Consider the following 25,456-nt stretch of genomic DNA (forward strand, 5'->3'; position numbering starts at 1 on the left):
CCCTGCGGTGGGTGCTCTCGTGGTTACTGTGATGTGTCACGGCGTCGGTTGCCTCCTCCCGGTCGGACCTGCCGGACGTCGACCGGTATGGCCCGACCGGTACCCCGCCGTCGCCACCCTCGGTCACTCCGCGGATGCGCGGGCGACCGCCTGGAGCGCCGACCGGACGTCGGTGACCTCGGTCACCCGCATGTTCTCCGGTCCGGCGCCGGTGCTCTCGGGGCCGCACCCGGGCGGCACCAGGGCCATCCGGAAGCCGAGCCGGGCGGCCTCGGCGAGCCGGCGGGGGACCGCGCCGACCCGGCGCACCTCGCCGGTCAGCCCGACCTCGCCGATCGCCACCAGGTGCGGCGCGATGGCCAGGTTGAGCCCGCCGGAGGCGACCGCCAGCGCGACCGCGAGATCGGCGGCCGGCTCGACGACCCGGATGCCGCCGACGGTGGCCGCGAAGACCTCCCGGTCGTGCAGGGTCAGCCGTTCGGTACGGCGTTGCAGCACCGCCAGCACCATGGCCAGCCGGGCCCCGTCGAGCCCTGAGACGGTACGCCGGGGCGAGCCGGCCACCGTCGCGCCGATCAGCGCCTGCACCTCGGTCAACAACGCCCGCCGCCCCTCCATCGCCACGGTGACGCAGGTGCCCGGGACCGGCTCGGAGTAGCGGGTGAGGAAGAGCCCGGACGGGTCGGCCAGGCTGCTGATGCCGCCCTCGTGCATCTCGAAGCAGCCGACCTCGTCGGCCGCCCCGAACCGGTTCTTGACCCCCCGGACCATCCGCAGCGAGGAGTGCTTGTCCCCCTCGAAGTGCAGCACGACGTCGACCAGGTGTTCCAGCACGCGAGGGCCGGCGACCTGACCGTCCTTGGTGACGTGACCGACCAGCACGGTGGCGATGCCGCGTTCCTTGGCGACCGCGACCAGGGCTGCGGTGACGGCCCGGACCTGGGTGACCCCGCCCTGCACCCCCTCGGCCCCGGTGGTGGAGATGGTCTGCACCGAGTCGAGGACGAGCAGGCCCGGCTTGACCGCGTCGAGGTGCCCCAGCACGGCGCCCAGGTCGCTCTCGGCGGCCAGCCAGAGCTGTTCGTGCAGGGCACCCATCCGCTCGGCGCGCAACCGGACCTGGCTGACCGACTCCTCACCGCTGACCACCAGCGACGGGCTGCCGGCGGTGGCCGCCCACTGCTGCGCCACGTCGAGCAGCAGGGTGGACTTGCCGACCCCCGGCTCCCCGGCGAGCAGGACCACCGCGCCGGGGACCAGACCGCCGCCGAGGACCCGGTCGAGTTCGCTGACCCCGGTGGGGCGGGCGCGGGCCGGCGCGGCGCTGATCGTGGCGATCGGCCGGGCCGGCTCGGCCGGCATCCGGGAGCTGACCACCCGCCCGGAGACGACCGGGCCGGTGACGGTGGACTCGACCACCGAACCCCACTCGCCGCACTCCGGGCACCGTCCCACCCACTTGGGCGGCTGGTGGCCGCAGGCGTCGCACTCGTAGGCGGGGCGGGGCTCGCGGGCGGCCCGGCCCCGGGACGCGCCGGAGCCGCTCCGGGCGGGCGTCGATCGGGAGGTGGTCACCCCAGGACGCTAACCCCCACCGGTGACGAAAACACCGTCGGCGTGGTGGTCACCACGCCGACGGTGTCGTCGGTGTCTCGGGTCCGGCCGGTCAGCCGCCGTGGCCGGAGCTGCCCTCCTGGCCGCTCTCCTCGCCACCCTCGCGGTGCACGATCGGGGAGGGCCGGGCGGCCGGGCTCAGCGGCACACCGACCGGGACCGGGGTGCTGACGGTACGGCCGTCGCCGAAGTCGAAGGTCAGGTTGACCTGCTGACCGGTACGCAGCGCCTCGTTCAGCCCGATGAGCTGGAGGTGCTGGCCGTTCTGCACGTTGAGCTGCACAAATCCGAGGGCCGGGATCTCGATGCGGGCGGGCTGGCCGGCCGGCGCCGACGGGGAGGCACCCTCGGACGGGGAGGCACCTTCGGACGGGGAAGCGCCCTCGGCCGGCGAGGCGCTGCCCGACGGCGAGGCGCCCTCGGCCGGGGAGGCGCTGCCCGACGGCGAGGCACCCTCGGACGGCGACGCGCTCCCGGACGGCGAGCCGCTCTCCGAGGGGGAGGCGGAGGGGCTGGCCGAGCCGGCGGCCCCGGTGAGCACGATCTGCCGGGCGCTGTCGGTGGTGACGGTGACGGTGACCGGGTCCCGGGTGTCGTTGTAGATCACGGCGTTGAGCGCGGCGTTCGCACCGGCGGTGAGACCGTCCTCGCCCGGGTAGTCGACGTAGAGGCCACGCACCTTGTACGCGTTGTCCGACGTCTGGACGTTGACCCCCTGGACCGACGGCTGCTTGTTGGCGGTCTCGGACACCTGGCCCGCCCCGCAGCCCGTCGCCAGCAGGGCGGTCGCCCCCGCCAGGCCGGCCAGCAGCAGGGTGGCCCGCCGGGAACCCCTGATCGAGCGCGTCACGTCGGTCCTCCTCGTCACGATCCCCACCCGGTGCGTGCCCCGGGCGCGGGGTGGTCATACCCGCGCAGACCGCGCTCCAGGGTAGTTGGGGCTGATCGAGGGCCGCACGCGGACCCGGTGCCGCCACCCGGGCGGGTGCCGGTCAGACCACCCGACCGCTCGCCACCAGCAGCAGCACATCGATCAGGGCCACCACCAGCACCGCCCGGAAGGCGGCCGCCGAGCGGCCGCCGCGCCGGGTGGCGGCGCGGCCCGCGTACCAGCCGACCGCCGGCACCGCGACGGCCGCCGCGACCGCCGACCAGCCGACCCACGACGGCGGCCCGGGTGGCCCGAGGACCAGGGCGACGGTAGCGGCGAGCAGCAGCCCGGCGGCGGCCAGCCGGCTGCCGGTGGCACCGAGGCGGTGCGGCAGCCCGCGCACCCCGGTCCGGGCGTCGTCGGCCAGGTCGGGCAGCACGTTGGCGAAGTGCGCCCCCGCGCCCAGGCAGGCCGCCGCGACGACCAGCCAGAGCGGCGGCGTGGGCGCCCCCGGCAGGGCGAGCACCACGAAGGCGGGCAGCGAGCCGAAGGAGACCGCGTACGGCAGCACCGAGACCGGGGTGGACTTCAGCGGCCAGTCGTAGAGCAGCGCCGAGACCAGGCCCACGGTGTAGCAGAGCGCGGCGACCGGGGTGGTGGTCAGCGCCAGCAGCGGGGTGGCGAGCGCGGCCAGCACGGCGGCCACCACCACGGCCCGGCGGCCCACCGCCCCCGCGGCGACCGGCTTGTCGGTACGCCCCACCGTGGCGTCCCGCCCGGCGTCCACCGCGTCGTTGGTCCAGCCGACGGCGAGCTGGCTGGACAGCACGGTGAGCACCACGGCGACCGTCCCGGTCGGACGGTGACCGACCGCGACGGCGAGCAGCCCGGCCACCGTGGTCACGGCCAGGCCCGGTTCCGGATGACTCGCTTTGACCAGCCCTAACACCGTCCGCCACATAAGGGAAGTCTGGTCGTTACCGGCCGGTCGTGCCACGCTCGATGCCATGGGTCACGGTCCGGTGTCCGACGGCGTACGCGTGCTGCCCCCCAACGACCCCCGCCAGTACGACGACCTGGCCGGTGAGTGGTGGCGGCCCGACGGCGCGTTCGCGATGCTGCACTGGCTGGCCCGGGCCCGCGCCGCCCTGGTGCCACCGGCGTCCCGGCCCGACGCGGTCCTGGTCGACCTGGGCTGCGGCGCCGGGCTGATGGCGCCGCACCTGGCCGGCAAGGGTTACCGGCACGTCGGGGTGGACCTCACCCGGTCGGCGCTGGAACAGGCGGCGGCGCACGGCGTCGTCACCGTGGCCGGTGACGTCACGGCGGTGCCGCTCGCCGACGGGTGCGCCGACGTGGTGGCGGCCGGCGAGGTGCTGGAGCACGTGCCCGACTGGCGGGCGGCGGTCGCCGAGGCGTGCCGGCTGCTGCGCCCCGGCGGGTTGCTCGTGCTGGACACCCTCAACGACACGCTGCTGGCCCGGCTGGTCGCGGTGGAGCTGGGTGAACGCCTGCCCACCGTGCCGCGGGGCATCCACGACCCACGGTTGTTCGTGGACGACCGGGCGCTGGTCGTCGAGTGCGCCAGGCACGGCGTCGCCCTGCGGGTGCGCGGGGTCCGCCCGGGGCTGCGGGCGACGCTGGGCTGGCTGGTGCGGCGTACCCGTGGGGGTGCCGCCCGGGATGTCACGCACGACGGGCCCGCGATCCGTCCGACCTGGTCGACGGCGGTGCTCTACCAGGGCCGGGGGGTCCGACACGGGTAGTCACCCCGGTTCGGGGTACCAGGAACACCCAGGAAGGGGACCGCATGACTGTGGACGCACCGGGGGTGGCCCGTCGGTTGGCACCGAGGTTCGCCGCCCGGGCCGCCGGGCACGACCGGGACGGCACGTTCCCGGTCGACGACTTCGCCGACCTGCGGGAGTCCGGGCTGTTCGGGCTGATGGTCCCGGCCGGGCTGGGCGGCGCGGGAGCCTCCTTCGCCAGGTACGCGGCGGTCGCCACCGAGCTGGCCCGGGGCAACGGCGCGACCGCGCTGGTGTTCAACATGCACGCCTCGGTGACCGGCGCGCTGGGCGCGGTGACCGAGGAACTGGCCGAGGCGCTGGGCGTACCGGACGAGGCGCTGGCCGCCCGGGACCGGTTGCTGCGCGCGGCTGCCGAGGGCGCCTGGTACGCGGTGGCGATGAGTGAACGCGGCGCGGGGGCCCGGTTGTCCCGGCTCAGCACGGTCTACGCACCGGTCGACGGCGGCTGGCGGATCAAGGGGAGCAAGACCTTCTGCTCCGGGGCCGGGCACGCCGACGGCTACCTGGTGGCCGCCCGCAGCGCCGCCGACCCCTCGCTGGTCTCCCAGTTCCTGGTGCCCGCCGGCACGGGGGTGACCGTGGAGCCGACCTGGGACGCCCTGGGCATGCGGGCCACCTCGTCGCACGACCTGCACCTGGACGTGACGGTGCCGGCGGACCGGCTGCTCGGTGGCGTCGAGGGGCTGGCGCTGGTGGTCGCCCAGCTCATGCCGCACTGGCTGGTGGCCAGTTACGCCGCCGTCTACGTGGGGGTCGCCCGGGCGGCGGTGGACGCCGCCGCCGAGCACCTCACCGCCCGGGACCTCGGCGGCCTGCCGGCGGTGCGGGCCCGGCTCGGCCGGGCGGACGCGGCGGTGGCGGCGGCGGAGCTGGTGGTGGCCGAGGCGGCCCGCCGGGTCGACGACGCCCCCGGCGACGCCGGGACGAACCGGTGGGTGTGGCGGGCGAAGCTGCTCGCCGGCACCACGGCGGCGGAGGTGGCGGCGTCCATGCTGGAGGCGGCCGGGACGTCGGCGACCCGCCGGGGGCATCCGCTGGAACGGCTCTACCGGGACGCCCGCTGCGGCTCGCTGCATCCGGCGACCTCGGACGTGTGCGCCGACTGGCTCGGGGTGGCGGTGCTCGGGGGTGACCCGGACCGGGACGGAACGGCCCCTCGTTGGTGAGGGTGACGGGGGTCGGGGCGACCACCGGACGGGCAGTGCGGACGAGAGGTGGGGACAGATGGCCGTGCCGTTGATCGCGGGGCTGGGGGCGGCACACCCGCCCGGCGCCGCCCAGGACGAACTCTGGACGGGTTACTTCGCGAAGCACTTCTCGGGTCCCACCCGGGCGCTGGCCGAGCGGATCTTCGCCAACTCGGGGGTGTCCCACCGGCAGGCGGCGGTCAACCCGCTGCTGGAGGACGTCTCCGACTGGCCGACCGACCGGCGGATGCGGCGCTACCAGGTGGAGGCGCTGCCGCTGGGCAAGGAGGCGATCGGCCGGGCGTTGACCGCCGCCGGCCTGGACGCCGGTGACCTCGGGCTGTTCGTGGTCTGCTCCTGCACCGGTTACGCCACCCCGGGGCTGGACATCCTGCTCGCCCGGGATCTGGGCATGGCCCCGGACTGCCAGCGGATGTTCGTCGGGCACATGGGCTGTTACGCGGCCCTGCCGGGGCTGGGCGCGGCGGGCGACTTCGTGACCGCGCGGGGCCGGCCGGCGCTGCTGCTCTGCGCCGAGCTGACCAGCCTGCACATCCAGCCGTCCTCGGCCCGGATGGACACCCAGCAGATCATCTCGCACGCCCTCTTCTCCGACGCGGCGGTCGCCACCGTGCTGGTCCCCGGCACCGGCACCACCGGCCGGGGGTACGCGCTGCGCGAGGTCGCCTCGGTGACCGACACGTCCACCGCCGACCACATGACCTGGGACGTCACCGACACCGGTTTCCGGATGGGCCTGTCGCCGAAGGTGCCGCAGGTGCTGTCGGCGCACGTCCGGGGGCTGGTGGACGGTCTGCTGGCCCGGCACGGCACGACGGTCGCCGAGGTGGACGGCTGGGCGGTGCACCCGGGCGGCCCGCGCATCCTCAACGTGGTGGAGCGGGAGTTGGCCCTGCCCGACGACGCGTTGGCGGCCTCCCGGGCGGTGCTGGACGCGCACGGCAACTGTTCGTCGCCCACCGTGCTGCTGATCCTGGAGCGGCTGCTGCGGGCGGCGGCACCGCCCCGGTGGATCGTGCTGCTCGCGTTCGGCCCGGGACTGACCCTCTACGCCGCCCTGCTCGAACGCCGCTCCTGAGCCACCGGCCACCGCGCCCCGGCCGGAACCGGGTCCGCCCCGACCGGTCACCGGCTGGCCGGGAGCGCTCGGAGTGCGGTGGACGACCTGGTCAGGGTGGGTGGGGTCGGCGCTGCGCCGAGCGCCGCCGTCGGCTGCTGGTTACCCTCGCCGGGTGGGGGTCGAGTGGGGCGGCGGTGATCGGCTGCGCGGTGCGGTGCTGGCCGGCGTGGCCCTGCTCGCCCTGGTCGGGGGCGGTTGGTGGTGGTCGGCCACCGCCCCGGCCGTCGACCCGGTCGGCTCGGCGGCGACGGTGTCACCGCAGCCGTCGGCCGGCGCGGAGGCCAGCCGGCGGGTGGTGGTGATCGACGCCCGTACCGGGCGGCTGCTGGGCGCGACCGAGCTGCCCGGGACCTCCGGCGACCCGGACGTGGGGCTGCCGACGTTCACCGACACCACCTGGCGGGAGCGGATGACCCTGGTGTCCGGCCGGGCACCGGTACGCCGGGAGTCGGCCCCGGACGGCGCGAGGCACCTCTTCCAGTACCGCTGCTCGGGCGACGGGACGCTGCTGGTCTCGGTGCTGCACGACGATCCGCCGCAGCACCGGCGGACGGCCTGCGACGGCGAACTGGTGGCCTGGGAGCTGCGTGGTCCGGACGGGGGTACCCGGTTGGAGTTCTCGGTGGTCGGGCCGGGCTCGGTCGAGCTGGAGGCGCAGGTCGTCGCGGTGCCCTGAGCGGCCCCGCGGGCCCCGTCCGTGCCCCGGACCGGTCGGACGGGCCGGCGGCGGCAGCACCCCGGCCCGGTTCAGCCGCCGAGCCGGATCAGGTCGCCCCGGTAGTCGGCGGCGGCCCCCAGTTCGGGCAGCACCCGGACGACCGTGCCGGCCCGGTCCACCAACAGCGCCGGGGCGGCACCGGCCTGGGCGGGCAGGTGCAACGCGGCGCGTAGCTCGCCGGCGGGGTCGGCGAGGGCGCGCACCGGTCCGCCGACCGGTGGCGCGGGGGTGACCTTCCGTCCGGCGGCGACGCTCACCACCTGCACCCCGTCCGGGGCGGCGCTGGCGGCGGCGGCCACCTGTTCGGCGCAGGCACAGCCGTCGACCAGGATGATCATCGCGGGCAGCAGGCCGCGCAGCGGGACCGGCCGCTGGTCGACGTCGACCAGGTCCAGCGCGGGAAGCGACCGCCCGACCAGCGGCACCGCCGTGCCCGTCTGCGGCAGGACGGTGGGTCGTTCGGTGCCCCGGGAGGACCTGGGCCAGGTGACGGTGACCAGCCCGACGGTGGTGGCGAGCACCGCCACCAGGAGTATCAGCAGGGGCAGCCCGAGCGGTGGCCGCCCGTCGGGGCGTGCGGTCAACCCCAGCCGGCGTCGCCACCGGCCGGACCGGGCCTGCCGGCGCAGCTCGCGGCGGAGCTGGGCGGCCTCCTCGGCGAGCGCGGAGGCGTCGTCCGGCACCACCACCCGCCCCCACTCCGGTGGCAGGTCGGGCAGTCCGTGTCCCTCGGCGTCGGGCATGCCCATCGGACCCCCCGGGTCAGCGGTGCGGCGAGCGGCGTGCGGTACCCCTCCAGCGTCCCGCACGGACCCTCCTGCCGCCAGACCTGGGCGGCCGGAGCGCCGCCGGGCTACCATGGGAGAAGCGCACAGCTGGAGAAATCCGCGCTCCGATCACCCGTACCGGGTTGTCATCCGCTGCTCACGGAGCGTGTTTGAACCACTGGTTTGGCCGCCTGTCAAGCCGAAGCAACGCCTCTCACAGGGCCCCTGAGCTGCGCCAACGGTCAGGACGGCAGCGGGACATTGGTGCCTGAGCGTGTTACCCTAGACACAGCGAAAGGGGTTTCGAACCTATGGTTTTCAGCGTCGGCGAGACCGTTGTTTACCCCCACCACGGGGCCGCACTCATCGAGGCAATCGAGACTCGGGTCATCAAGGGCGAACCCAAGCAGTACCTCGTCCTGAGGGTCGCGCAGGGTGACCTGACGGTCCGGGTGCCGGCCGAGAACGCCGAGATCGTGGGTGTGCGTGAGGTGGTCGGCGAAGAGGGCCTGGGAAAGGTCTTCGACGTGCTCCGTGCACCGCACACCGAGGAGCCGACCAACTGGTCGCGACGTTACAAGGCGAATCTGGAGAAGCTGGCCTCCGGCAACCCGCTGAAGGTCGCCGAGGTCGTCCGCGACCTGTGGCGGCGGGAGCGGGAGCGGGGCCTGTCGGCGGGCGAGAAGCGCATGCTCGCCAAGGCCCGCGACATTCTCGTCGGCGAGGTCGCGCTGGCTGAGAAGAGCACCAAGGACGAGGCGGAGACGCTGCTCGACAAGGTCCTCACCGAGGCCTGATCCCACCGCATCGTCGTACCCACCCCGCAGCGAAGAATTCCCGAGGACCGCGACGTGACCGCGCAGCTCAATCCGCGCGGTGACGTCGCGGTCCTCGTTCCTGCGGCCGGTGCCGGGGTACGGCTCGGGCCGGGCGGTCCCAAGGCGCTCCGGCTCCTCGGCGGTGAACCCCTGCTCGTGCACGTGGTACGCCGGGTCGCCGCCGCGCGATCGGTGCACACCGTCGTCGTCGCCGCGCCGGCCGCCGAGGTCGACGCCGTCCGGCAGTTGCTGGCCCCGGTCGCCCCGGTACTGGTGGTGGCGGGCGGTGCCGAACGTCAGGCTTCGGTGGGGAACGCGCTGGCGGCGGTGCCGTCCGGCCCCGACATCGTGCTGGTGCACGATGCGGCCCGGGCGCTCACCCCGCCCGCACTCGTCGAGGCGGTGGCGGCGGCCGTCCGGGCCGGGCACGACGCGGTGATCCCGGTCCTCCCCGTCAGTGACACCATCAAGCGGGTGGACGCTGCCGACGTCGTCCTCGCCACCGTCGACCGGTCCGCCCTGCGGGCCGTGCAGACCCCGCAGGGTTTCCGCCGGGAGGTGCTCGCTGCCGCGCACGCCGCCGCCGGTGACCCGCTCACCGACGACGCCGGCCTGGTCGAGCAGCAGGGGGTGCCGGTGTTCTGCGTCCCCGGCTCCGAGTACGCGTTGAAGGTCACCCGGCCGTTCGACCTGACCCTGGCCGAGCACCTGCTGGCCGCCGGGCACTGACGCGTACCCTCGATCCATGATCGTTCCCAGGGTCGCCGTCGGCACCGACATCCACGCCTTCGCGGCCGGCCGGCCGTGCTGGCTGGCCGGCCTGCACTGGCCGGGCGAGGACGGCCTGGCCGGGCACTCCGACGCCGACGTGGTCGCCCACGCCGCCTGCAACGCGCTGCTCTCCGCCGCCGGGCTCGGTGATCTCGGGGCGAACTTCGGGGTGGACCAGCCGGAGTGGGCCGCCGCCTCCGGGGTCACGCTGCTCACCGAGTCCGCCCGCCGGGTCCGCGCCGCCGGGTACGCGATCGGCAACGTCTCGGTGCAGGTCGTCGGCAACCGGCCCCGGATCGGGCCACGGCGCGACGAGGCACAGCAGGTGCTCTCCGCGGCGGTCGGCGCACCGGTCACCGTCACCGCCGCCACCAGCGACGGCCTCGGCTTCACCGGTCGGGGCGAGGGCCTCGCCGGTATCGCGGTGGCCCTGGTCTACGACGCGTCGGCCGGGTAGGGCCGCGATGACCGACGACGAGTCGCCGCTGGACGGCTACCGGCAGCGGGCCCAGCTCCTGGCCGAGCTGGGCCGCCACGACGAGGCCACCGAGGAACTGGGCTTCGCGCTAGCCCTGGCGCCCGCCGATCCGACCGCGTTGACGCTGCTGGCCCGGCTGCACCTCGCCGCCGGCCGTCCCGGCGAGGCGCTCGCCGCCGCCGACGCGGCGATCGCCCCACCCCGCCCCGACACCCCACCGCCCCCCGGACCGCCGCACCCGCCTGTGCCCCCGGGGCCCGCCGTGTCGTCGGCGTCACCTGTGCCGCCGGATCCGGCTGCGCCCCCGGGCCCGATTGACCGGTCAGATGGGCCGGCACCGGCCGGCCCTACCGGATCATGGGCGGCGCCGGGACAGGCGGGCCCACCGACGTCGCCCGACCCGTCCGGACCGTCGCCGGACCGGCCCGCACCACCTCCCGGCTCTGACCAGCCGTGGACACCCTCCCTCCCCGGCCCGGCCGGTGCACCCGCCCCCGCCGGCCCGTCCGGCGGATCCGGCCCGGCGGGGGAGGCAGGGGTGAGGGTGCCGACCGCCGCGCTGGTCGTCCGGGCGATCGCCCTCGCCGACCTGGGCGAGTACGCCGAGTCGGCGCGTACCGCCGATCGGATCCTGGCGGCCGGGCCGGGTGACGCGTACGCCCAGCGGAGCGCGGCGGCGATCCTGGCCGAGGCGCGCAACGGCCAGCCGGCGCTGAACGCGGCCTGGCGTGGGGTGGAGCTGGCCCCCGACGAGCCGCAGGCGCATCTGGTGCTGGCCCTGGTCGCCGGCCGGCTGGAGCTGTTCGACCTGGCCGAGCGGGCCTACCGGGAGGCGCTGCGGCTCGATCCGGAACTGGCCGAGGCGCGGCACGACCCGGGGGTACTGCGGTTGGAGCGGCGGCGCTGGGTGCTGGCGCTGGAACAGGTGGCCGCGTTGGCGCCGGTGCAGCCGGCGCGGGCCGAGAAGCTGCCGCTGTGGGCCGGGCTGCGCCGGCTCGTCCTGATCGGCAGCGGCTGGTCGCTGGTCGCCAGCCTGCTGCTCGCGTTCCTGGCTGCCGGTGGGGCGGGGGCGAGCCGGGTGGTGGCGGTGCTGGCGGCGGCCGGTGGCGCGCTGCTGGCCTGGCGGCTGTCCCGGCGGGTGCCCGAGCTGGGCCGGGTGGTCCTGCCGGCGCTGCGCCGCGAGGACCGCGCGTTGGCGTTCGCCGTGTACGCCGTCCCGGCCGGGCCGGCCCTGCTGCTGCTGTTCGCCCTGGTGGGCAGCCCGTGGCCGCTGGTGCTCGCGATCGCCCTCGCGGTGCCGGCGACCCTGATCGCCGCCACCCGCACGGGCATCGCCTAGCCTCGCGCCCCCCTTCAGGGCTGGCGGTTCCAGGTCCAGGCGTAGCCCGGGTCCTCGCACTCGACGGCGGCGTCGCAGAGGTCGAGGGGGCGGAAGGTGTCGACCATGACGGCCAGTTCGTCGAAGAAGTCGACGCCGATCGAGCGTTCCGCCGCGCCGGGCTGCGGGCCGTGGGTGAAGCCGGACGGGTGCAGTGAGATCGAGCCCTGCCCGATGCCGGAGCCGCGCCGGGCCTCGTAGTTGCCGCCGGCGTAGAAGAGCATCTCGTCGGAGTCGACGTTGTGGTGGTGGTACGGCACCGGGATGGCGTCCGGGTGGTAGTCGACCTTGCGGGGCACGAACGAGCAGATCACGAAGTTGGGGCCCTGGAAGGTCTGGTGCACCGGTGGCGGCTGGTGGAGGCGGCCGGTGATCGGCTCGAAGTCGTGGATGGAGAACGCCCACGGGTACTGGTGGCCGTCCCAGCCGACCACGTCGAACGGGTGGTGGGCGTAGACGTGCCGGGTCCAGGCGGTGCCGGTGGCCCGGGACCGGTGGCGGACCAGCACCTCCACGTCGGTGCCGTCGACCAGCAGGGGCGCGTCCGGCCCCCGGACGTCCCGCTCGCAGTAGGGGGAGTGTTCCAGGAACTGGCCGCGTACGGACAGGTAGCGCTTGGGTGGGCCGATGTGCCCGGTGGCCTCGATGGTGAGCAGCCGGACCGGGGCGTCGCCGGTGGGCACCAGCCGGTGGACCGTCGAGGTGGGGATCACCGCGTAGTCGCCGGCGACCAGGTCGAGCGCGCCGAAGGTGGACTCCAGCCGCAGCGTGCCCGCCTCGACGTAGAGGCACTCGTCGCCGGTGGCGTTGCGGTAGAGCGGGGACGGCCGGTCGGCCAGCACGTACCCGATCCGGACGTCGTCGTTGGCGAGCAGCTGACGCCGGCCGAGCACCGGGTCGGCCCCCGCGCCGTCGAGCTTGTGGGTCTGCAGGTGGCGTGGCTTGAGCGGGTGGTTGGGCAGCCGGGTGTACCCGGGTGGGGTGAACTCCTCGGCGGCGACGATCGCGGTCGGCGGGTGCCGGTGGTAGAGCAGGGACGAGTCGGCGGAGAAGCCCTCCTGACCCATCAGCTCCTCGGTGTAGAGGCTGCCGTCGGGCTGGCGGAACTGGGTGTGCCGCTTGCGGGGCACCTCGCCGACGCTGCGGTAGTACGGCATGTCGCCTCCCGTATTGTCCCGATATCCGGCCGGTGGCGTCCGATAACCGGACGTCGCTGTCCGTTCCTTGACAGCGTCCCGTAGATTCTTGTCTCGTGTCAACGCAGGTCCCCCGCCTCCTCGCCGGACTCGTCGACGACGCCGCCGTCTTCCCGCCCGGCAGCGCGTCGCTGCCCGACGCGATCGCGGCCCACCGCGAACACCGCACCTCCTGGTACGCCGACCTGGTCGGCCCGCTGCTGGTGCCCGCCTCCGCCGTCGGTGCGCTGGACGGCCTGCCCGAGGGCACGGTGACCGGGCTGATCGGCGACACCGGCGTCGCCGGGGTGCCCGCCGCGCTGGCCGGCCTCGCCGCCGCCGGCATCGCCGTCCGGCAGGTCGAGGTGGCCGTCGCCCGGCGCGGCGAGGACCCCCAGCCGGGCCTGGCCGCGCTGCGCGGCGTGCTCGCCCGCCACGGTGACCTCGACTGGTACGCCGAACTGCCGCTGACCTTCGGGCTGACCGCCGGGCTGGACACCCTCGCCGAGGCCCGCGCGGCCGGCGAACCGGTCGCCGCGAAGTTCCGCACCGGCGGGCTGGCCGCCGAACTCTTCCCCACCCCGGTCGAGCTGGCCGCGGTGATCTGCGCCTGCCGGGACCGGGCGCTGCCGTTCAAGCTGACCGCCGGGCTGCACCACGCGCTGCGCCAGATCGACCCGGAGACCGGCTTCACCCACCACGGGTTCGGCAACGTGCTGGCCGCCACCCTCGCCGCCGCCGGCGGCGCCGAGGTGGACGCCGTCGCCGCGCTGCTCGCCGACACCGACCCGGTGCGGGTGGTCGAGCCGGCGCGGGCGGCCCGGGACGACGACCGTCCGCTGTGGATCGGGTTCGGCTCGTGCAGCGTGCGGGAACCACTGACCGATCTGATCCGGCTGGGGCTGGTGAACGGGGGATTCGACCGATGAGCTGGGTGACGGGCGCGGACGGCTCGCCGTACGGGGTGACCAACCTGCCGTACGGGGTGTTCCGGCACGACGGGCGGCCACCCCGGATCGGCGTACGGATCGCCGACCTGGTGTTCGACCTGGCCGGGGCGGAGGAGGCCGGGCTGGTGCTCGCCGCCGGGGCGTTGCGCCGGCCCACCCTCAACGACTTCATGGCGCTCGGCCGCCCGCAGTGGACCTCGGTCCGGCAGCGCATCGTCGAACTGCTCACCGACCCGGCGCACCGGGGGACCGTCGAGCCGCTGCTGGTGCCGCTGGCCGCCGTCGAGCTGCTGCTGCCGTTCGAGGTGGCCGACTACGTCGACTTCTACTCCTCCGAGCACCACGCCGGCAACGTCGGGCAGATCTTCCGCCCCGGCCAGCCGCCGCTGCTGCCGAACTGGAAGCACCTGCCGATCGGCTACCACGGCCGGGCCGGCACGGTGGTGGTCTCCGGCACCCCGGTCGTCCGACCGAAGGGGCAGCGCGCCACCGCACAGGGGCCCACCGTCGGCCCGTCCGTACGCCTCGACATCGAGGCCGAGGTGGGCTTCGTGGTCGGCGTACCGAGCGCGCTCGGCGACCGGGTGCCCACCGGCGACTTCGCCGACCACGTCTTCGGGGTGGTGCTGGTCAACGACTGGTCGGCCCGGGACATCCAGGCGTGGGAGTACCAGCCGCTCGGGCCGTTCCTCGGCAAGTCCTTCGCCACCTCCGTCTCCGCCTGGGTGACCCCGCTGGACGCGCTGGCCGACGCGTTCGTGCCGGCCCCGCACCAGGACCCGCCGGTGCAGGACTACCTGCGCCAGACCCCGCACCTGGGCCTCGACCTGCGGCTAGAGGTCGAGTGGAACGGTGAGCGGGTAACCGAGCCGCCGTTCGCCGGCATGTACTGGACGCCCGCCCAGCAGTTGGCCCACCTCACCGTCAACGGCGCGTCCCTGCGGACCGGCGACCTGTACGCCTCGGGCACGGTCTCCGGCCCCGAACGCGGCCAGGTGGGCTCGTTCCTGGAACTGACCTGGGGCGGGGCCGAACCGGTCACCGTCGGCGGGGACACCCGCACCTTCCTCGCCGACGGCGACACCGTCACGCTGCGGGCCACCGCGCCCGGCCCGGACGGCACCACCATCGCCCTCGGCGAGGTCACCGGGCGCATCCTGCCCGCCCGCTGAGCCGACGCCCGTCGGTCGCACCCGCTGTCCGACCGTCCGACGCTCCTGCCGCGTTTCTCCCACCGGATTCCGCCGTACGCCCCGCGCCGCCGTCTCCCGTCGGCGGCGCGGGGCGCGTCGGCGTGGCACGTCCCAGTGGAGAGGAGGTACGAGCATGAACGATCTCGTCGGCGCGGTGTGGCGCACCAGTAGCCGCTCGAACGACCAGGGGCTCTGTGTGGAGGTGGCGGACAACCTCGTCCGCACCCGGGCCGTGGTCGGGGTACGGGACTCCAAGGACCCGTCGGGCCCGGCCCTGGTCATCGGCCCACCGGGTTGGACGGCGTTCGTCGACGCCGTCCGGCAGGGGACCTTCCGTCCCTGACCGCCCCCGTCACCGGCGTCCCACCCCGGGACGCCGGTGACGGAAATTTCACCGTACGGCCCCCCGTCGGTCGCTCACCCGCCGTACGGTGGACGACACGGGAGGTGTCATGTCGACGGTTGCGGTCACCGATGTCATCGAGGCGTCGGCCGTCGACGTGTGGGAACTCCTGACGGACCTGCCCGTCCGGGTCGACTGGCTCTGTACGGTCAGCTCCGTCGAACTGCTCACCCCCGGGCCGTTCGGGCCGGGCACCGCCTGGCGGGAGACCCGTACCCGCCCGGACGGCGGCGACCAGGCGGAGGAGTTCCTGGTCCTGACCGCCGAGCCACCGCACCGGCTGGTGCTCGCCTCCCCGGGCAGCGGGGTGGACTACCGGATCACCTGGACCCTGCGCGCCGTCCAGCGCCGTCGCCGCGCCTGCACCGCCGTCACCGTCGAACACCGGGCCCTGCCGACCACCCCGTACGGGCGGGTGATGGCGCTGCTCTTCGGTGGCCTGGCCGCCCGTACGGTGGAGGGCGCGATCCGGCACGACCTGACCGCGCTGGCCGCCACCGTACGCAGCACCGGCCGGGCCACCGCCGCCTGATCCGCGTCCGGGCACCGGCGGCCCGCCGGCCCGACTTCGTTCGCGCGACGCGACTCGACCTGACCGGTCCCCAGGGGGGAGGTCTGGGTAGGGTGCCGGGCGGAGGTGGGCATGGGATTCCCGAAGGGACGGCGGCGACTCGTGGTCGCGGTCACCACGCTGCTCACCCTCGCGGCGGTCGCCGGCATCGGCTACCGGGTGCTCGCCCCCGCCGAGGTCGTCACGCCCGCCCGGGGCGCACCGCCGCCCGCCGGCACCCCGGCCGTCGGGGTGGTCGGTCGGCTGCCGGTCGCGCCGCTGGTGGTGGCGGGCCGGCTGCGGGTCTACGCCGCCGAGCGTCAGCTCTACGCCGACCAGCCCGCCGACGGCCGCAACCGGGTCACCCCGTTCTGGTCGTACCGGCGCTGGCCGGCCACCCTCGACGGGGTGCTGGCGGCCGGCACCACGGTGCTCAGCCGTTGGTCGGACGGGAAGCTGGTGGCCCTGGACGGGCTCACCGGCACGGTCGCCTGGCGGGCCGACGGGCCGACGCCGTACGCCGTGGCCCCCGCCCGGCGTACCGGGGCGGCCACCGTGTGGGACCCGCACGGCATCTCCGTCGCCCCCGCCCCCGGAAGCCGGACGGTGCTGGTCGTCTCCGGCCGGGACGGCCTGCGCGGCTACGACCTCGCCGACGGGCGCGAGCTGTGGCGGGTCGACGGCGGCCGGGACTGCCGTACCGACCTGGGCACCACCGCCGCCGGGCAGGTCTTCTCCGTCGACTCCTGCGCCGGCCCGACGGTGGTCGAGTTCCGCGCCGTCGCCACCGGCACGGTGGGCACCCGCTGGCGGCCACCGGACGCATCCGGGCGGTTCACCGTCACCCCGGTCGGCTGCCTCACCCCCCGCTCGCAGTGCCGGGGGCTGCGCACCGACGGCGGTGACGGCGGCCGGGGCTGGCAGGTCGGCCCGGGTGCGCCGATGGCCGCCCCCGCCCTGGACGCCGTCGGCACCACCCTGGTCGGCGAGCTGGCCGTCGGCGACGACGGCGGGGTGCTCAAGGGCTGGGAGGCGCGCAGTGGCAAGGGCCGCTGGCAGCGCGGTGACCTCGGCCCGGTGACGATCCTCGCCACCGAGGCCGGTCGGCTCTACGTGCTGACCGAACGCCGGGAACTGGTCACCCTCGACCCGGTCACCGGCGCGCAGCGGTCCCGGTTCCCGATGACCCCCGGCCGGGACGGCATCGGCTGGAAACCCGGCCGGGCGTACGCGGCCGGTGGCTACGTCGCGGTGGAGCGGCTGCGGGAGCGCGCCGACCCGGACGACGACGACCAGGCGTACTTCCTGATGGCCGAGCCGGTGGTGCTCGCCGCGACCTGACCCGGCCCGACCCGGCCGGTTGGCCGGGCCCGGGGCCGGGCGGTGGTTCAGGACAGGGCGTCCTGCGCCACGGCCAGGAAGGCGTCGTTCTCGGCCGGGGTACCGATGGTGACCCGGACGCCGTCGCCGGGGAACGGCCGGACGATCACGCCGCGCGCCTCGCAGGCCCGGCCGAACTCCACGGCCCCCTCACCCAGCGGCAACCAGACGAAGTTGGCCTGACTGGACGGCACGTCGGGCACGAACGTGCGCAGCGCCGCGGTGACCCGGTCCCGTTCCGCGACGACCAGCGCGCAGCGGCGTTCGACCTCGTCGGCCTGGGCGAGCGCGGCCAGCGCCCCCGCCTGCGCCGCCGTGCTGGTGGAGAACGGGGTGACCACCTTGCGGACCGCGGCGGCGACCTCCGGGGCGCCGACCAGCCAGCCGATCCGCAGCCCGGCCAGGCCCCACGCCTTGGACAGGGTGCGCAGCACCACCACGTTGGGCCGGTCGAGGTAGGTCAGCCCGTCGGGCACCTGCGGGTCGGTGACGAACTCCCGGTACGCCTCGTCGATGACGACGAGCACGTCGTCGCCGACGGCGTCGAGGAACCGGTCCAGCTCCGGCCCGCGTACGGCCGTGCCGGTGGGGTTGTTGGGGTTGCAGACCAGCACCATCCGGGTCCGGTCGGTCACCGCCGCGGCCATCGCCGCCAGGTCGTGCCCGTGCCCGGCGTCGTTGGGCACCCGCACGCTGCTCGCGCCGCTGGTCGCCGCGATGATCGGGTACGCCTCGAACGAGCGCCACGAGTAGAGCAGTTCGTCGCCGGGCAGACAGGTGGCCCGTACCAGGTGCTCGGCCAGCGCCACCGACCCGCAGCCGGTGGCGATCCGGTCCGGGTCGACGCCGTACCGTTCGGCGAGCGCGGTGCGCAGCGCCACCACGCCCATGTCGGGGTAGCGGTGCGACCCGGCGACCGCCTCGGTGACCGCCTCGACCACCCCGGGCAGCGGCCCGTACGGCACCTCGTTGCTGGCCAGCTTGATCGCCTCGGCCAGGCCCAGCTCGCGGGCCAGGTCGGCCGGGCTGCGTCCGGGCACGTAGTTCGGCAGGGCGTCCAGGTCGGCGCGGGTCAGTCGCAGCGGGGGCTGGTGGCGTCCGGTGTCGGTCACGGGGTGTCTCCCGGGGGCTCGGGGTCGGCGCGGTCGGTGGCGGTGTCGGGGTCGTCGGTGGGGGTGTCGGGTCGGTCGATTCGCGGCACCCGTACCACGACCGTCTGGGCCCGCTTGTCGTGCAGCGCCTGGCGCAGCGGGTGGTCGAACAGCGCGGAGACCGCGTCGACGAACTGGAGCAGCAGGCCGAAGCCGCAGCAGAACCAGAGCAGGGTGGGCATGCCCATGGTGCTCCACCGCCGGGTGGCCCGGCCGAAGCCGAGCGGCTGGTCGGCGTCGACGGGCACCGCCCGGATGCGCAGCAGCCGCTTGCCCAGGGTCTGCCCGCCGGACGCCATCGTCGGCACCTCGTAGGCGAACCAGAGCGCGGTCGCGATGACCAGGATGGCGATCTGGAGGCCGCCGGCCTGCTCACCGATGGCGGGCAGCCCCTCCCGCGAGGAGTCGCCGGCCATCGCCCGCCGGACCGCCTCGCGCAGATAGGGCGCGGTCTCCTCGAAGTACCGCCAGACGAACCAGCCGTTGACCACCGCGTTGAGCCCGAGGACGACCCCGAAGTCGACCAGCCGGGCGAGCAGCCGGGCACCGTAGCCGGCCAGCGGCACCCCGTGCGGCCGGGGTTCCGGCGGACGCCCCGGCCAGGTCGGGTACGGCCACCCGGGCGGCGGCCCGCCGGGCTGCCCTGCTCCCGGGTGCCCTGCTCCCGGCTGCCCGGTCCAGGGCTGGCCCGCCCAGGGTGGGCCCGGCACGGCCGGCGTGCCGGGAGCGGCCGGTGGGTGCTGGCCGGAGGCCGGGGTGGCCCCGGCGGGGGAGGTCGGGGCGGGCGGCTCGGCGGCGGGCTCCGGCTCGGGCGGGGGCGGGCCGTCGGGTGGGGTGACGTCGACCGGGATCGGGGCACCGATCCAGCCCTCGCCGTCCCACCACCGTCGGGTGGTCGGCTCGGCCGGGTCGACGTACCAGCCTGGTTGCACGCTCACGGTCGCGCCCTGCGCTGTCCGGTACGGTCGCTCTGCTCGCTCACCCGGCAACCTTAACGACGATGGTGCCGGCGAACTTGTCGTGGAGGCACTGCTGCCACGGCTTGTCCCAGAGCTGCCACAGCCCGTCGAGGTAGCTGAAGACGGGGATGACCGCCCCGCCGATCTGGTAGGCGGCCCACCGCTTGGCCGCCGCCGTGCGGGTCAGCGTGGCGGCCGGGTCGAGCGGCACCACCTGGAGCTTCATCACCCGCTTCCCGATGGTCTGCCCGGTCCGGAACATCATCTCGACCTGGTAGACGTAGCTCAGGGCGAACGCCACCAGGAAGATCACCGCCTCCAGCGCCAGCAGCGGGAACAGGAAGTTCGTGAACGGGTCGGCGGTGGGCTGGCCGTCGGACCCGGTGGTCAGGTCCGGCAGGACCGTGGTGAAGAAGACGATGAAGGCCGGCACGATGAAGACCAGGCTGGTCGCCCCGAGCACCAGCCCGTCGATGAGCACCGCGAGCAGCCGGTCACCGAAGCCGGCCAGCGGCAGCCCACGCGGCGAGAAACCCGGAAAGCCGGACGGCGGCACCCCGGGTGCCGGTGGGGGGTATCCGGGCAGCCCGGCGTACGGGCCGGGCGGGGTCGGGTAGGGACCGGGCTGCCCGATCCCGCCGGGCGGGGCGGCGTGGGGACCGGGTTGCGGCGGCACGGCGTACCCCTGGGGGTGTGGGCCGGCAGGCGGGGCGAAGCCGCCGGCGGCGGACCCGGGCCCACCGGCCGGCGGTGTCGGGTAGCTCGGAGGTTGCGTCACGCGGGACAGTGTTACAAATTGCCGCGTGCCTCCTGCTCACGCTCGATGGCTTCGAACAGCGCCTTGAAGTTGCCCTTGCCGAAACCGAGCGAGCCGTGCCGTTCGATCAGCTCGAAGAAGACCGTCGGCCGGTCCTGCACCGGCTTGGTGAAGATCTGGAGCAGGTAGCCGTCCTCGTCCCGGTCGACCAGGATCTTGCGGGACTTCAGCTCCTCGATCGGCACCCGCACGTTGCCGATCCGGGCCCGCAACTCCGGGTCGTCGTAGTACGAGTCCGGGGTGTCGAGGAACTCGACGCCGGCCGCCCGCATCGCGTCGACGCTGGCCAGGATGTCGTTGGTGGCGACCGCGATGTGCTGCGCGCCGGGGCCCTGGTAGAACTCCAGGTACTCGTCGATCTGCGACTTCTTGCGGGCCACCGCCGGCTCGTTGAGCGGGAACTTCACCTTCCGGGTGCCGCTGGCGACGACCTTGCTCATCAGCGCCGAGTAGTCGGTGGCGATGTCGTCGCCGATGAACTCCGCCATGTTGGAGAAGCCCATCACCCGCTTGTAGAACTCCACCCACTCGTCCATCCGGCCCAGTTCCACGTTGCCGACCACGTGGTCGACGGCCTGGAAGAAGCGCTTCGGCTGGAGGCCGGCGGCGATCATCGGCTGCCGGTCGACGATCGGGCCCCGGGCCACGAAACCGGGCAGGAACGGGCCGGTGTAGCGGGACCGGTCGACCAGGCTGTGCCGGGTGTCGCCGTACGCGGCGATGGTGGCCAGCCGGACGGTGCCGTGCTCGTCGGTCACGTCGTGCGGCCCGACCAGGCCGGTCGCGCCCTGGGCCAGCGCATGCGCGTACGCGGCGTCGACGTCCGGCACCTCCAGCGCGATGTCACTGACCCCGTCGGAGTGCTTCGCGACGTGGTCGGCGCCGGCCGCGTCGGGGCGGACCGCGCCGGTCAGCACGAACCGGGCCGAACCACTGGTCAGCACGTACTCGGCGTGGTCCCGGTAGCCCTGCTCGGGCCCCCGGTAGGCCACGCAGGTCATGCCGAACGCGGTGGAGTAGTAGTGCGCGGCCTGCTTGGCGTTGCCGACCAGGAAGTGCACGTGGTCGAGGCCCTTGACCGGGAACGGGTCACGGGTGATGTCGTGGTCGACTGCGCCGACGAGCGTGTCGACGTCGATGTCCTCGGTCGACTGGGGTCGGTCGATCGCCTGGGTCACGGTGGCCTCCCTCGGTTGCGGCCGGCGTCGTGGGCCGGTGGTCCGACAGCTCTTGCAGGCAGCATCGCGGTGGGCCCGTCCACTGGGCAACACTCACGTTTTCCCCTGGTCAGGTTGCGCAATCGGTAGGGTGTGCAGCCATGAACGCTGGACAGGGTGCACAGCTCGACGCGTTGGACGGCAGGCTGGTCCAACTCCTCGCCGACGAACCCCGGATCGGGGTGCTGGAATGCTCCCGCCGGCTCGGGGTGGCCCGGGGCACCGTGCAGGCCCGGCTGGACAAGCTGGTCGACCGGGGGGTGATCGGCGGGTTCGGGCCGGAGATCCGGCCGGCGGCGATCGGGTTCGCGGTGACCAGCTTCGTCACCCTGGAGATCAGCCAGCGGCACGGCCACGACACGGTCACCGCCCACCTGGCGGCGATCCCGGAGGTGCTGGAGGCGCACACCATCACCGGGGCGAGCGACCTGCTCTGCCGGATCGTGGCGCGCTCCAACACCGACCTGCAACGGGTGATCGACCAGATCGTCTCGTCCGAGGCGATCCGCCGGGCCTCCACGATCATCGCGCTGGCCGAGCAGATCCCGTACCGCACGCTGCCGTTGCTGCGGTCCGCCGCCGGTTCGTGATCAGGGCAATTGGGCTGATATAGCGGTATCCGAAGGCTCTATGGACGCTATTTCGGCGATGGTGTGATGCGTCCGGTCTGCCCGCCGGGTACGTCCCCCGCCAGGGAGAAAGCGGGGCGACACTCCGGCGCGGGGGCGGGGCGGGGAGGTGATCGTCGCTACGGTGTCCGGTGTGAAGGGCCTTGGCGGGGTGCGGGGAGGGCTGCTGCTCGGGCTCGTCATCGTGATCGCGCTCGCCGTCACCGGAGTGTGGAACCCCTTCCCCGGGGTGTGGGACTGGGTCGACCGCAGCGAGCCGATCTCCGAACCGGACGTGCTGTGGCAGCAGCGGGTCGGCGGCACCCCGAAGAGCGTCACCATCGTCGGCGACACCGTCGTGGTCGAGCAGCGTACCCGTACGGAGGTGCGCAGCCTCGCCACCGGCGCGCCGCTGTGGGAACGCAAGGCGGACTGGTCGGCGGTGGCCGGCGGCGACCGCGACGCCGTCGTCGCCGTGGGCAAGCTCCTGGTCAAGGGGTACGAGCTGCTCGACCCCACCACCGGGGCGGTACGGCGACGTGACGGCGACGCGGTGGCCGTCTGGACGTACCGGAACATGCTGCTCGACGCCCGGTGTGTGGCCGCCACCGACTGCACGCTGAGCGCCTGGGACCCGCGTGGCACCAGCCCACTGTGGACGGCCTTCCTGCCCGGCGTCAGCAGCGGGCTGTTCGCCGACAACCCGGGCCTGCTCGGCACCCGACGGCTCACCGCGCAGCGGATCGACGAGGGGGTGGCCGGGCCGGAGGCGGCCCCGCCGCTGCTCGGCTTCCCGGTCGACGGCCGGGTGCACGTGGTGGACACCGCCACCGGCCGGGTGGTGCAGGACGTCGAACCGGGTCAGGACGAGCGGTTGTCGGTGGTCGGCGGCCGGCTGCTCAGGATCCGCGCGGTGTCGGTCGACGGCAGTTGCCAGTACACCGTCTCGGCCCGCGACCCGGCCACCGGCCAGGAGGTGTGGCGGCGCAGCGGGTTCAACCTGCGCACCGCCGACAGCGCCGGATGCGCGCAGCGGGAGGACCCGCAGGGGGCGCGCAGCGTGCTGATCGGGGTGGCCCCCGACGGGCGGGAGGCCGTCCTCGACGGCTACGACGGCCGGCTGCTGCTGGTGGACGCCGAGGGCGAGAAACTGCTCGCCGTCGACGACCGGTACGCCGTGGTCCGCAGCGCCGACAAGGACTCGGTCATCGCCCGGGACCTGGGCACCGGCAGGGCCCGCTGGACCCGGCCGGCCGGCGCGAAGGCGGGCGCGGCGCTCACCCCGTACGCGGCGGTGCTGACCGGGGACAAGCCGAACCGGCTGGTCGCCGTCGACCCACGTACCGGCCGGGAACTGGTGGTGTTGCGGACCAGCGCCAACGCGCTCGCCGTCGGGCCCAACGGGATGGTCGTCGGCGAGGGGCGGGAGATCGGGTACGTCCGGTTCGGTGCGGGTGCCGGTGCATCCCCGCCCGCCGCGCCCCCGGCCGGTTCGGACGGCGGCACCGGGCCCGGCCCGGGGCGGACCGGCGGCGCGCCGGAGCCTGAGGACAGTTGCGGGCCGAAACGGGAACTCTGCGCCAACGGCAACGGGTGAGAGCGGCGTCCCACGACCCACCCGGCGGGTGTCACCGATCGCCCGGTCTGCCCTAGGCTTTTCGGTCATGAGCAGTGCCGCCGCGTTCTCGTACGCACCCTTGCTGCCGACCGGTCCGGATCAGACCGAATACCGCCTGGTCACCGACGAGGGCGTCGACGTCGTCCACGGCCCGGGGGGCCGCCGTTTCCTGACCGTGGAGCCGGCCGCGCTGACCGCGCTGACCGCCGAGGCGATGCACGACATCGCCCACTTCCTGCGCCCGGCGCACCTGGCCCAGCTCAGGTCGATCATCGACGATCCGGCGGCCTCGCCGAACGACCGGTTCGTCGCGCTGGACCTGCTGCGCAACGCCAACATCGCCGCCGGTGGCGTGCTGCCGATGTGCCAGGACACCGGCACCGCGATCGTGATGGGCAAGCGCGGCCGGCACGTGCTCACCGACGGCTCCGACGCCGAGGCGATCTCGCGTGGCGTCTACCAGGCGTACACGCGGCTGAACCTGCGGTACTCGCAGCTCGCCCCGCTGACCATGTGGGACGAACGGAACACCGGCAGCAACCTGCCCGCCCAGGTCGACCTGTACGCCGAGGACCCGGACGGGCACCCCGACGCGTACAAGTTCCTGTTCATGGCCAAGGGCGGCGGCTCGGCCAACAAGTCGTACCTCTACCAGGAGACCAAGGCGCTGCTGAATCCGACGCGGATGATGCAGTTCCTGGAGGAGAAGCTGCGGCTGATCGGCACCTCGGCGTGCCCGCCGTACCACCTGGCGATCGTCATCGGCGGCACCTCCGCCGAGTACGCCCTCAAGACTGCCAAGTACGCCTCCGCGAAGTACCTCGACGCGCTGCCCACCGCCGGCTCGATGACCGCGCACGGCTTCCGCGACCTGGAGTTGGAGGCCGAGGTGCTGGAGCTGACCCGCAACTTCGGCATCGGCGCGCAGTTCGGCGGCCGGTACTTCTGCCACGACGTGCGGGTGGTCCGGCTGCCCCGGCACGGGGCGTCGTGCCCGGTGGCGATCGCCGTCTCCTGCTCGGCCGACCGGCAGGCGGTTGCCAAGATCACCCCGTCCGGGGTGTGGCTGGAGCGCCTGGAGACCGACCCGGCGCGCTACCTGCCGGACGTCACCGACGAGACCCTCGACGCCTCCGACGTGGTACGCGTCGACCTCAACCGGCCGATGGACGAGATCCGGGCCGAGCTGTCGAAGTACCCGGTCAAGACCCGGCTGTCGCTGACCGGCCCGCTGGTCGTGGCCCGGGACATCGCCCACGCCAAGATCGCCGAGCGGCTCGACGCGGGCGAGCCGATGCCGCAGTACCTGCGCGACCACGCCGTCTACTACGCCGGCCCGGCCAAGACCCCCGAGGGCTACGCCTCCGGCTCGTTCGGCCCGACCACCGCCGGCCGGATGGACGCGTACGTGGCGAAGTTCCAGGCGGCCGGCGGTTCCCAGGTGATGCTGGCCAAGGGCAACCGGTCGGGCCAGGTGACCCGCTCCTGCCAGCAGCACGGCGGGTTCTACCTCGGTTCGATCGGCGGCCCGGCGGCCCGGCTCGCCCAGGACTGCATCAAGCACGTCGAGGTGCTGGAGTACGCCGAGCTGGGCATGGAGGCGGTCTGGAAGATCGAGGTGGAGGACTTCCCGGCGTTCATCGTGGTCGACGACAAGGGCAACGACTTCTTCGCCGAGGTCACCAAGCCGGTGCTGACCGTGGGCCGCCGCTGAGGGTGGAGCTGCCGGAGGCGGGACGGCCGGTGCCATTACCCGGGCCTAGGCAGACCATCGAGCCGCCGCTGGCCGCCAGCGACGACGAGTCGGCACCAACCACGGTAACGGAGAGTAGTTGAATTTCGTCTGCGTGATTTAATGTGGCGCGGGGGAAACGTGGAAAC

General features: G+C 74.5%; 24 protein-coding genes and 2 pseudogenes. 17 read left to right on the plus strand and 9 right to left on the minus strand.

From position 1 onward, the window contains the following. Positions 1 to 123: 123 nt before the first annotated feature. The 3 genes from radA to ACN260_RS01015 all read right to left on the minus strand — a co-directional run bounded on the left by radA (position 124) and on the right by ACN260_RS01015 (position 3,494). Positions 124 to 1,575 carry a DNA repair protein RadA gene (gene radA, locus ACN260_RS01005; RefSeq protein WP_422754332.1) on the minus strand — a complete coding sequence of 484 codons (1,452 nt, stop codon included), beginning with the start codon at positions 1,573 to 1,575 and terminating at the stop codon, positions 124 to 126. Between the two features lie 91 nt (positions 1,576 to 1,666). Then, positions 1,667 to 2,464, minus strand: coding sequence for a hypothetical protein (locus ACN260_RS01010; protein ID WP_422754333.1), 798 nt, complete (start codon positions 2,462 to 2,464; stop codon positions 1,667 to 1,669). A 142-nt stretch (positions 2,465 to 2,606) separates the two neighbouring features. Next, complete coding sequence (locus ACN260_RS01015; protein WP_422754334.1) at positions 2,607 to 3,494, minus strand: UbiA family prenyltransferase; 888 nt, start codon at positions 3,492 to 3,494, stop codon at positions 2,607 to 2,609. Between ACN260_RS01015 and ACN260_RS01020 the strand changes: the two genes are divergently transcribed. The 4 genes from ACN260_RS01020 (at position 3,493) to ACN260_RS01035 (ending at position 7,300) form a co-directional block, all read left to right on the plus strand. Then, on the plus strand, positions 3,493 to 4,251 hold the full coding sequence (locus ACN260_RS01020) for a methyltransferase domain-containing protein (RefSeq protein WP_422754335.1): 759 nt from the start codon (positions 3,493 to 3,495) through the stop codon (positions 4,249 to 4,251). The two genes, ACN260_RS01015 and ACN260_RS01020, sit on opposite strands and share 2 nt — an antisense overlap. 44 nt (positions 4,252 to 4,295) lie before the next feature. Continuing rightward, positions 4,296 to 5,462 carry an acyl-CoA dehydrogenase family protein gene (locus tag ACN260_RS01025; RefSeq protein WP_422754336.1) on the plus strand — a complete coding sequence of 389 codons (1,167 nt, stop codon included), beginning with the start codon at positions 4,296 to 4,298 and terminating at the stop codon, positions 5,460 to 5,462. 58 nt (positions 5,463 to 5,520) lie between these two features. Continuing rightward, the gene (locus ACN260_RS01030) at positions 5,521 to 6,582 is read left to right on the plus strand and encodes a type III polyketide synthase (protein ID WP_422754337.1); all 1,062 of its coding nucleotides are present in this window, start codon (positions 5,521 to 5,523) and stop codon (positions 6,580 to 6,582) included. A gap of 154 nt (positions 6,583 to 6,736) precedes the next feature. Next, positions 6,737 to 7,300 carry a hypothetical protein gene (locus ACN260_RS01035; protein WP_422754338.1) on the plus strand — a complete coding sequence of 188 codons (564 nt, stop codon included), beginning with the start codon at positions 6,737 to 6,739 and terminating at the stop codon, positions 7,298 to 7,300. A gap of 71 nt (positions 7,301 to 7,371) precedes the next feature. On the opposite strand, the gene ACN260_RS01040 is transcribed toward ACN260_RS01035, so the two are convergent. Further along, complete coding sequence (locus ACN260_RS01040) at positions 7,372 to 8,091, minus strand: hypothetical protein (protein ID WP_422754339.1); 720 nt, start codon at positions 8,089 to 8,091, stop codon at positions 7,372 to 7,374. Positions 8,092 to 8,420: 329 nt separating this feature from the next. On the opposite strand from ACN260_RS01040, the gene ACN260_RS01045 reads away from it, so the two are divergent. The 5 genes and pseudogenes from ACN260_RS01045 to ACN260_RS01065 all read left to right on the plus strand — a co-directional run. Beyond that, positions 8,421 to 8,906: a CarD family transcriptional regulator gene (locus ACN260_RS01045; RefSeq protein WP_007073334.1), complete on the plus strand. Its 486-nt coding sequence runs from the start codon at positions 8,421 to 8,423 to the stop codon at positions 8,904 to 8,906. A gap of 54 nt (positions 8,907 to 8,960) precedes the next feature. Next, positions 8,961 to 9,656, plus strand: a complete 696-nt coding sequence (gene ispD / locus ACN260_RS01050) for a 2-C-methyl-D-erythritol 4-phosphate cytidylyltransferase (protein WP_422754340.1) — start codon at positions 8,961 to 8,963, stop codon at positions 9,654 to 9,656. A gap of 16 nt (positions 9,657 to 9,672) precedes the next feature. Beyond that, a complete protein-coding gene (gene ispF, locus ACN260_RS01055) occupies positions 9,673 to 10,155 on the plus strand; it encodes a 2-C-methyl-D-erythritol 2,4-cyclodiphosphate synthase (protein WP_088643252.1) in 483 nt (160 codons plus the stop codon). A gap of 7 nt (positions 10,156 to 10,162) precedes the next feature. Further along, positions 10,163 to 10,396, plus strand: a pseudogene (locus ACN260_RS01060) (tetratricopeptide repeat protein); the annotation flags it as partial. A 336-nt stretch (positions 10,397 to 10,732) separates the two neighbouring features. After that, a pseudogene (locus ACN260_RS01065) lies at positions 10,733 to 11,515 on the plus strand (hypothetical protein); the annotation flags it as partial. A gap of 14 nt (positions 11,516 to 11,529) precedes the next feature. Here ACN260_RS01065 and ACN260_RS01070 read toward each other — a convergent pair. Beyond that, the gene (locus tag ACN260_RS01070) at positions 11,530 to 12,711 is read right to left on the minus strand and encodes a homogentisate 1,2-dioxygenase (protein WP_422754341.1); all 1,182 of its coding nucleotides are present in this window, start codon (positions 12,709 to 12,711) and stop codon (positions 11,530 to 11,532) included. Between the two features lie 95 nt (positions 12,712 to 12,806). Here ACN260_RS01070 and ACN260_RS01075 point away from each other — a divergent pair, with 95 nt between their 5' ends. The 5 genes from ACN260_RS01075 to ACN260_RS01095 all read left to right on the plus strand — a co-directional run bounded on the left by ACN260_RS01075 (position 12,807) and on the right by ACN260_RS01095 (position 17,166). Next, complete coding sequence (locus ACN260_RS01075) at positions 12,807 to 13,658, plus strand: hypothetical protein (RefSeq protein WP_422754342.1); 852 nt, start codon at positions 12,807 to 12,809, stop codon at positions 13,656 to 13,658. Next, positions 13,655 to 14,851 carry a fumarylacetoacetase gene (fahA, locus tag ACN260_RS01080; protein ID WP_422754343.1) on the plus strand — a complete coding sequence of 399 codons (1,197 nt, stop codon included), beginning with the start codon at positions 13,655 to 13,657 and terminating at the stop codon, positions 14,849 to 14,851. Before ACN260_RS01075 ends, fahA begins: the two co-directional genes overlap by 4 nt. 154 nt (positions 14,852 to 15,005) lie before the next feature. Next, the gene (locus tag ACN260_RS01085; protein ID WP_088643247.1) at positions 15,006 to 15,215 is read left to right on the plus strand and encodes a DUF397 domain-containing protein; all 210 of its coding nucleotides are present in this window, start codon (positions 15,006 to 15,008) and stop codon (positions 15,213 to 15,215) included. A gap of 109 nt (positions 15,216 to 15,324) precedes the next feature. Further along, positions 15,325 to 15,807, plus strand: coding sequence for an SRPBCC family protein (locus tag ACN260_RS01090; protein ID WP_422754344.1), 483 nt, complete (start codon positions 15,325 to 15,327; stop codon positions 15,805 to 15,807). Positions 15,808 to 15,918: 111 nt separating this feature from the next. Further along, entirely contained in the window at positions 15,919 to 17,166 is a 1,248-nt protein-coding gene (locus ACN260_RS01095) for a pyrrolo-quinoline quinone (protein WP_422754345.1), read from the plus strand. A gap of 47 nt (positions 17,167 to 17,213) precedes the next feature. Here ACN260_RS01095 and hisC read toward each other — a convergent pair whose 3' ends face one another. Genes hisC through hppD form a run of 4 tightly spaced genes read right to left on the minus strand, consistent with a single transcriptional unit; the run spans position 17,214 to position 21,310 of the window. Next, positions 17,214 to 18,317, minus strand: a complete 1,104-nt coding sequence (gene hisC / locus ACN260_RS01100; RefSeq protein ID WP_422754346.1) for a histidinol-phosphate transaminase — start codon at positions 18,315 to 18,317, stop codon at positions 17,214 to 17,216. Beyond that, positions 18,314 to 19,294 (minus strand): RDD family protein, encoded by a 981-nt coding sequence (locus ACN260_RS01105; RefSeq protein WP_422754347.1) that lies wholly within the window; start codon positions 19,292 to 19,294, stop codon positions 18,314 to 18,316. The genes hisC and ACN260_RS01105 overlap by 4 nt, the downstream gene beginning before the upstream one ends. Positions 19,295 to 19,334: 40 nt before the next feature. Continuing rightward, positions 19,335 to 20,093 carry an RDD family protein gene (locus ACN260_RS01110; protein ID WP_422754348.1) on the minus strand — a complete coding sequence of 253 codons (759 nt, stop codon included), beginning with the start codon at positions 20,091 to 20,093 and terminating at the stop codon, positions 19,335 to 19,337. A gap of 11 nt (positions 20,094 to 20,104) precedes the next feature. Continuing rightward, positions 20,105 to 21,310, minus strand: a complete 1,206-nt coding sequence (gene hppD, locus ACN260_RS01115) for a 4-hydroxyphenylpyruvate dioxygenase (protein WP_422754349.1) — start codon at positions 21,308 to 21,310, stop codon at positions 20,105 to 20,107. Between the two features lie 140 nt (positions 21,311 to 21,450). Between hppD and ACN260_RS01120 the strand changes: the two genes are divergently transcribed. The 3 genes from ACN260_RS01120 (at position 21,451) to ACN260_RS01130 (ending at position 25,289) form a co-directional block, all read left to right on the plus strand. After that, positions 21,451 to 21,939 (plus strand): Lrp/AsnC family transcriptional regulator, encoded by a 489-nt coding sequence (locus ACN260_RS01120; protein ID WP_204957498.1) that lies wholly within the window; start codon positions 21,451 to 21,453, stop codon positions 21,937 to 21,939. A gap of 163 nt (positions 21,940 to 22,102) precedes the next feature. Further along, entirely contained in the window at positions 22,103 to 23,554 is a 1,452-nt protein-coding gene (locus ACN260_RS01125; protein WP_422754350.1) for a PQQ-binding-like beta-propeller repeat protein, read from the plus strand. A gap of 67 nt (positions 23,555 to 23,621) precedes the next feature. Then, positions 23,622 to 25,289, plus strand: a complete 1,668-nt coding sequence (locus ACN260_RS01130; protein WP_422754351.1) for a fumarate hydratase — start codon at positions 23,622 to 23,624, stop codon at positions 25,287 to 25,289. The last annotated feature ends 167 nt before the right edge of the window (positions 25,290 to 25,456 follow it).

Origin of the sequence: Micromonospora sp. WMMD708 (genome assembly GCF_049315245.1) — a bacterium.
In the GTDB taxonomy this organism is placed as follows: Bacteria; Actinomycetota; Actinomycetes; order Mycobacteriales; family Micromonosporaceae; genus Micromonospora; species Micromonospora wenchangensis.

Bases quoted from the DNA above. Each gene is read 5' to 3' on its own strand.
- ACN260_RS01085 (WP_088643247.1), top strand. From the start codon at position 15,006: ATGAACGATCTCGTCGGCGCGGTGTGGCGCACCAGTAGCCGCTCGAAC.
- ACN260_RS01040 (WP_422754339.1), bottom strand. From the start codon at position 8,091: ATGGGCATGCCCGACGCCGAGGGACACGGACTGCCCGACCTGCCACCG.
- ACN260_RS01120 (WP_204957498.1), top strand. From the start codon at position 21,451: ATGAACGCTGGACAGGGTGCACAGCTCGACGCGTTGGACGGCAGGCTG.
- ACN260_RS01030 (WP_422754337.1), top strand. From the start codon at position 5,521: ATGGCCGTGCCGTTGATCGCGGGGCTGGGGGCGGCACACCCGCCCGGC.
- ACN260_RS01045 (WP_007073334.1), top strand. From the start codon at position 8,421: ATGGTTTTCAGCGTCGGCGAGACCGTTGTTTACCCCCACCACGGGGCC.
- ACN260_RS01025 (WP_422754336.1), top strand. From the start codon at position 4,296: ATGACTGTGGACGCACCGGGGGTGGCCCGTCGGTTGGCACCGAGGTTC.
- ACN260_RS01090 (WP_422754344.1), top strand. From the start codon at position 15,325: ATGTCGACGGTTGCGGTCACCGATGTCATCGAGGCGTCGGCCGTCGAC.
- ACN260_RS01095 (WP_422754345.1), top strand. From the start codon at position 15,919: ATGGGATTCCCGAAGGGACGGCGGCGACTCGTGGTCGCGGTCACCACG.
- ACN260_RS01015 (WP_422754334.1), bottom strand. From the start codon at position 3,494: ATGGCATCGAGCGTGGCACGACCGGCCGGTAACGACCAGACTTCCCTT.
- fahA (WP_422754343.1), top strand. From the start codon at position 13,655: ATGAGCTGGGTGACGGGCGCGGACGGCTCGCCGTACGGGGTGACCAAC.
- ACN260_RS01130 (WP_422754351.1), top strand. From the start codon at position 23,622: ATGAGCAGTGCCGCCGCGTTCTCGTACGCACCCTTGCTGCCGACCGGT.
- ACN260_RS01020 (WP_422754335.1), top strand. From the start codon at position 3,493: ATGGGTCACGGTCCGGTGTCCGACGGCGTACGCGTGCTGCCCCCCAAC.
- ispF (WP_088643252.1), top strand. From the start codon at position 9,673: ATGATCGTTCCCAGGGTCGCCGTCGGCACCGACATCCACGCCTTCGCG.
- ACN260_RS01070 (WP_422754341.1), bottom strand. From the start codon at position 12,711: ATGCCGTACTACCGCAGCGTCGGCGAGGTGCCCCGCAAGCGGCACACC.